Annotated in this window: 7 protein-coding genes; all 7 read left to right on the top strand. The window is 42.3% G+C overall.

All coding sequences use genetic code 11. The features are described 5' to 3' along the window. Window positions 1-276 (top strand): hypothetical protein (locus tag BLR76_RS11065; protein WP_091268918.1); only part of this gene is annotated, 276 nt, incomplete at its 5' end. Between the two features lie 80 nt (window positions 277-356). Further along, window positions 357-545: an ATP-binding cassette domain-containing protein gene (locus BLR76_RS11060; RefSeq protein ID WP_091268916.1), complete on the top strand. Its 189-nt coding sequence runs from the start codon at window positions 357-359 to the stop codon at window positions 543-545. 118 nt (window positions 546-663) lie between these two features. Next, window positions 664-1,557 carry a YitT family protein gene (locus tag BLR76_RS11055; protein ID WP_091268914.1) on the top strand — a complete coding sequence of 298 codons (894 nt, stop codon included), beginning with the start codon at window positions 664-666 and terminating at the stop codon, window positions 1,555-1,557. A gap of 322 nt (window positions 1,558-1,879) precedes the next feature. Further along, window positions 1,880-4,528 (top strand): alanine--tRNA ligase, encoded by a 2,649-nt coding sequence (gene alaS, locus BLR76_RS11050; RefSeq protein ID WP_091268912.1) that lies wholly within the window; start codon window positions 1,880-1,882, stop codon window positions 4,526-4,528. A gap of 157 nt (window positions 4,529-4,685) precedes the next feature. After that, window positions 4,686-4,943, top strand: coding sequence for an IreB family regulatory phosphoprotein (locus tag BLR76_RS11045; protein ID WP_091268910.1), 258 nt, complete (start codon window positions 4,686-4,688; stop codon window positions 4,941-4,943). Further along, window positions 4,944-5,366, top strand: coding sequence for a Holliday junction resolvase RuvX (gene ruvX / locus BLR76_RS11040; protein WP_091268908.1), 423 nt, complete (start codon window positions 4,944-4,946; stop codon window positions 5,364-5,366). A gap of 16 nt (window positions 5,367-5,382) precedes the next feature. After that, on the top strand, window positions 5,383-5,700 hold the full coding sequence (locus BLR76_RS11035; protein ID WP_091268906.1) for a DUF1292 domain-containing protein: 318 nt from the start codon (window positions 5,383-5,385) through the stop codon (window positions 5,698-5,700). Window positions 5,701-6,031: the final 331 nt, after the last annotated feature.

Here is a 6,031-nt window from a genome sequence, read left to right as displayed (position 1 = left end):
AAAAAGAAGCAACGCGAAAAGCTATTGAAAAATATCGGTTCAGCTGGGATAAACTCGAAAAAGAAAGCAATAGAAAACGTTGAATTTATCTGTCGCACGTGTCAAGAGATAGAGGAGATTCCAAAGGATATAGTCAAACAATTTGATGTTCTAGATGGTGGAGACCCAATGGATCCACCTAGATTTAGTTGTGAAAGATGTGGAAATGAGATGGTTCCTGTTTACTATAAGAGTATTCACGGTATCGTCTACGATAATTCAGAACTGAAAAAGTAATGGCTACGCACTATCCCAAAAGGGCGAAGGCGTAGCCGAAGCTTTTTTTAAACTACATAGTAAAGACAAGGAGAAATGATATGTCTAAAGAAATATTTAGGTTAGAAGATATAGGTTTTAAAGTGGATAACCAGCAAATTCTTGAAAACATTCGTCTTACGATTCACAAAGGAGATATCGTTACCGTCACCGGCCCATCTGGTGGAGGAAAAAGTACATTGCTGAAACTTATGGGTTTGTTAATTAGCCCAACTTCAGGAAAAATTTAATAAGATTAATAAAATTTTTGACAAACTGACCTGATAGTGGTTGTTACTTCTTTGCTAGACATGTTAAAATAGGCTAGTTGCAATCAAAATGAACAAATACCCTATTAGGAGGAATAAAATGTTACGAGTAGCAAAACGATACACATTGAGTGCGGTGGATTATGTCTATATCATTTTCGGGTCTTTTCTGACAGCTATAGCCTTCCAGGTCTTCCTGCTTCCAAATAATATCGTATCAGGAGGCGTATCTGGTCTGTCCATCGCAGCCAATGCCATGTTCGGATGGAGTCCGTCGCTGTTCCAGTATTCACTAAATATACCGCTGCTCGTACTCTGTTTTGTTCTTCTGGGAAAAGCTGCCGGGTATAAAACGATTCTCGGCAGCCTGCTGTTGCCCTTCTTTTTGAGCTTCATTGGTCACTTTCCTGCGCTGACTTCTGATCCACTTCTGGCGGCACTGTTCGGTGGGGGACTGACTGGACTGGGTATCGGAATCGTATTCCGTGCAAAAGCCTCAACAGGAGGTACAAGCATAATTGTACAGATCCTTTATCAGTTCCTTCATTTTCAGCTGGGACTGAGCACCATCATGGTAGATGGTTTGGTGATCCTGATCGCTCTTCTGGTATTTGATGTAGAAACAGTCATGTATTCACTGATTGCTCTGTTCATCGTATCTCGTACGATTGACTTGGTTCAGCTCGGCTTTAACAGAAACAAAAATGTCTTCATTATCTCTGATAACCCACAGGATATCAGAGAAGAGATTCTGCACACGATGCAGCGCGGGGTCACAAATCTGGGCATTCGTGGTGGATATGGAAATACTGACAAGGACATGCTGATGGCAGTGATTCAGGAAAGAGAATTCACTCTGCTTAAAGAAACCGTGCTTAAAGCTGATGCGGATGCATTCGTCGTGGCCATGCCGGCAAGCGAAGTGCTCGGGAGAGGGTTCAGCCTGGAAAAATACTTTATTCATCATGAGACAGACTGGACAGATGATGAATAAGATAGAAAAACTGTCAGGTCAAGCATATTGACTGGAGAAGGAAACTGAGCTATACTTTTATCAATTGAAAAGGTCATACTGAAGGTACAAAAAGTTAGAGAGACATTCACTCCGGTGAAAGAATGTCAGAAGTCTTTGGTGCTCCCTTTTAACTCTGCATAAGAAATTATGCCGCTTTCTCGGCGTTAACGAGACTGAAGAGGTAATGACTGGCTGAATAGAAGTTATTGCAAACAAGGTGGTACCGCGTAATCACGTCCTTGTGTGCAGTAACTGTATTCAGTCTTTTTTTATGGCATTAAAAATTGAAAGGACGAGTCGAATGAAAAAATTAACTAGTGCAGAACTAAGACAGATGTATCTTGATTTCTTTAAAGAAAAGGGACATAAAATAGAAAAAAGTGCATCGCTGGTACCTGTGGAGGATCCCTCATTACTGTGGGTGAACTCCGGAGTAGCAACGATGAAGAAATATTTTGACGGTACGGTCAAACCTGAAAACCCACGCATTGCTAGTTCACAGAAGAGTATCAGAACAAACGATATTGAAAATGTCGGAGTAACTGCCAGACACCATACCTTATTTGAAATGCTTGGAAACTTTTCGATCGGTGATTACTTCAAGAAAGAAGCAATCATCTGGGCATGGGAATTTCTGACTGACGAGAAATGGATGGCGCTTGATCCGGAGAAACTTTATGTGACGATCTATCCGGATGATGAGGAAGCAGAACGGATCTGGAAGGAAGAAGTCGGACTTGATGCATCTCATATCGTTAAAGAAGAAGGAAACTTTTGGGATATTGGTGAAGGCCCGTGTGGACCAAACTCTGAGATCTTTTATGACAGGGGAGAGGCTTTCAACGACCTCCCTGAAGGGCATGAAGAGAATTATCCTGGAGGAGAAAATGAACGCTGGCTTGAAATCTGGAACCTGGTCTTCTCGCAGTTCAATCATAAACCTAATGATGTCTATGACCCGCTACCAAACAAGAACATCGATACAGGAATGGGTCTTGAACGTATGCTGTCCATTCTTCAGGACACACCAACTAACTTTGAAACAGATCTGTTCATGCCGATCATTGAACGTGTAGAGGCTATTTCAGGCAAGTCCTATAAAGATAATGCAGAATCAAAAATCAGCTTCAAAGTCATTGCCGATCATGTACGAGCATTGTCATTTGCGATCAGCGACGGCGCATTGCCTTCCAACGAAGGAAGAGGGTATGTCTTAAGACGTCTGCTTAGAAGAAGCGTCATGCATGGCAGACGACTATCTATCGAGAAGCCTTTTCTCTCTGAACTTGTTCCTGTTGTGGCTTCCATCATGAAGGAACATTACCCAGAAGTTGATAATGCAGTCGAATTCATTTCAAAAGTCATTTTGAATGAAGAGGAACGTTTCCTTGAGACGCTGGCTGCCGGACTGGATAAAGTTAATGAACTGGTCGACACGTTAAAAGAAGCTGATCAGACTGTTTTATCTGGGAAAGATGTCTTCCAGCTATACGATACATTTGGATTCCCGGTGGAACTGACTGAAGAAGTTGTAAGCGAACAGAATATGACAATTAATTATCCTGAATTTGAAGAAGAAATGTCTAAACAGAAGGAGCGGGCAAGAGCTGCACGTCAGGCTGAAGGATCGATGGCTGTTCAGTCTTCTCTGTTAAGTGATCTGAAAATCAAGAGTGAGTTCACTGGGTATACTGAAGACGAAGAAGTAAGCAAGCTGACGAGAATCATTAAAGACGAAGCTTTTGTTGACAGTGTGTCTTCCGGTGACTCAGCCAAGCTCATATTCAGTGCTTCTCCTTTCTATCCTGAAAAAGGTGGACAAGTTGGAGACAGCGGGCTGATATTGGACCAGAACAGCACCGTTATGGCAGAAGTAAGTACAGTGAAATCCGGCCCAGATGGGCAGCCTGTTCATATCGCTTCAGTTAGACAGACTCTAGCTGTCGATCAGGAATACAAACTGGTTATTGACAGAAAACGTCGCAGGCTGATCGAACGAAATCATACAGCTACTCACCTTCTCCACAGGGCACTGAAAGATGTTCTGGGGGATCACGCTAATCAGGCAGGGTCATTAGTTGAAGAAAATCATCTGCGTTTTGACTTTACCCATTTTGGGCAAGTCACAGATGATGAGCTTAAGCAAATGGAACAAATCGTCAACGAAAAGATTCAGGAAAATCTTAGTGTTGAAACTGTTGAGACTACACTTGAAAAGGCGAAGGAACTTGGAGCAATGGCACTGTTCGGAGAGAAATATGGGAAGAATGTCAGAGTAGTCATGATCGGTGATTTTTCTAAAGAGTTATGTGGAGGCACACATGTAAAAAGTACAGCGGAAATCGGCTTGTTTAAAATCACTTCTGAAGCTGGTATAGGAGCAGGCACAAGAAGAATTACTGCACTGACCAGCGAAGGAGCGTATCAGTGGATGGAAGAGCAGCTGAGAGTACTGAATGAAGCATCAAGATTAATGAAAGTTCAGTCCGTACAAGATGTCCCTTCCCGAATCGAAGGCCTGCTTAAAGAGCTTAAAGAATTGAATCAGGCCAACGAATCGCTGCATTCAAGGCTAGCTAATGCACAGGCGGAAGAAGTGTTTACTCATGTACAGGACGCTGGTCAGTTGACATTTATTTCAGAAGAAATCAAGGCGAAAGATATGAATCAGTTGAGACAACTTTCAGACAAGTGGAAACAGGAAGGATATTCCGATGTACTTGTTCTAGGCTTGAGAAACGAAGAAAAAGTCAACTTGATTGTTTCCATGAATCAGAAAGCAGTTGACCTGGGACTTAAGGCTGGAGATCTTATCAAGGCAATCTCTCCGTATGTAAACGGCGGCGGTGGAGGCCGACCGGACTTTGCTCAGGCAGGAGGAAAAAAACCTGAAGGTCTTGAGAAGGCATTATCAGAAGTATCTGACTGGATAAAAGGACAGCTCAGTTAATAAAACATTATAATTCAACTCATACTTATTCCGATGTGTAAATGATATCCAGATTAGATTGTACTTTGAACTCATTTCTAGTAAAATATAATCAGATAGAAACTTATGAAAACAGTTCAATAAGTTTTTTCACGGAAAAGTATGGAGGGAACAACTAATGACTTCAAATGACCATACCGTTCGATTTAACGTTGAAAATGTTGACGAACACAGTGTAGAAGATACATTGAAATTAGTATACAGTGCTCTGGAAGAAAAAGGATATAATCCGATCAATCAGATTGTCGGCTATCTGCTGTCTGGAGATCCTGCTTATATTCCAAGACACAATGATGCGCGTAATCTGATAAAACGACATGAACGTGATGAAGTACTAGAACAACTGGTGACACATTACCTCAAGAGTGAGAAATAGATGAGGGTAATGGGGCTGGATGTCGGTTCCAAGACGGTAGGTGTTGCAGTCAGTGATCTTTTCGGATGGACCGCTCAGGGAATAGAGACGGTTCAGATCAGAGAAGCAAAAAATGAACTGGGATTCGATCGTCTGAAAGAGTTGATCGACGAATTTGAGATAGAGAAAATAGTTGTAGGTCTTCCGAAAAATATGGATGGTTCAATCGGGCAACGGGCTGAACAGTCCTTGTTCTACGGCGAACAGCTTGAAACTCTATTTGGACTTCCGGTGATCTATCAGGATGAACGTCTAACGACTATGCAGGCAACACGTATGCTGATTGAAGAGGGAAATACATCCAGAAAAAAAAGAAAAAAAGTAATAGACAAGCTGGCGGCAGTGATGATTCTTCAGAATTATCTCGATCAGCAGTCAAAATAATCGAGGAGGCACAAACATGACAAACGACCATAACCATGATCACGATCATGATCATGAACACGAGCACGAATATATTACAATCATAGATGAAGAGGGGAACGAAGATCTTTACGAAATTCTTTTCACTTTCGACTCTGAAGATTTTGACAAATCATACGTACTTGTCTTCCCATCAGGCACTAGTGAAGGAGAAGAAGTTGAATTATCAGCTTTTTCTTATAAAGAAGCAGACGGTGGACTGGAAGGTACACTGAGTGCTATCGAAACAGATGAAGAATGGGAAATGATTGAAGAGGTTCTCAATACATTCATCAGTGACGAAGAAGCCGATTAATTAATCGTAAAATCAGGATGGAGAAACTCTCCATCCTTTTTTTCGTGCGCCCGGCATGGGCGACAACTTGGTGGTGAAAGTCCACTACAGACTTGGCAGTAGGAACTGTTAGCGAAAGTCAAGGGTGTCCGCCGTGAGGCGGAATCTGAAGGAAGACGGACGCAAATGCTTGCACTGACGAACAGAAACTTCATACAAAGGCTGAATCAGGACGGATGAGCTTGCGGAACAAAGTGAAGTCCGATACTGCCCGAATCCTGTACAGTAAATGGAGCAGTGACATGAGCAGAAGGTTGTCGTTCTTACCCGGGGAGGTCTCGTCAGCGCTTAG

It is taken from the genome of Alkalibacterium thalassium (assembly GCF_900101165.1).
In the GTDB taxonomy this organism is placed as follows: domain Bacteria; phylum Bacillota; class Bacilli; order Lactobacillales; family Carnobacteriaceae_A; genus Alkalibacterium; species Alkalibacterium indicireducens.
Note: the sequence above shows the minus strand (reverse complement) of the source record. Positions and strands in the feature narration are given on the sequence as shown.

Bases quoted from the DNA above. Each gene is read 5' to 3' on its own strand.
- BLR76_RS11060 (WP_091268916.1), top strand. From the start codon at position 357: ATGTCTAAAGAAATATTTAGGTTAGAAGATATAGGTTTTAAAGTGGAT.
- BLR76_RS11055 (WP_091268914.1), top strand. From the start codon at position 664: ATGTTACGAGTAGCAAAACGATACACATTGAGTGCGGTGGATTATGTC.
- alaS (WP_091268912.1), top strand. From the start codon at position 1,880: ATGAAAAAATTAACTAGTGCAGAACTAAGACAGATGTATCTTGATTTC.
- BLR76_RS11045 (WP_091268910.1), top strand. From the start codon at position 4,686: ATGACTTCAAATGACCATACCGTTCGATTTAACGTTGAAAATGTTGAC.
- ruvX (WP_091268908.1), top strand. From the start codon at position 4,944: ATGAGGGTAATGGGGCTGGATGTCGGTTCCAAGACGGTAGGTGTTGCA.
- BLR76_RS11035 (WP_091268906.1), top strand. From the start codon at position 5,383: ATGACAAACGACCATAACCATGATCACGATCATGATCATGAACACGAG.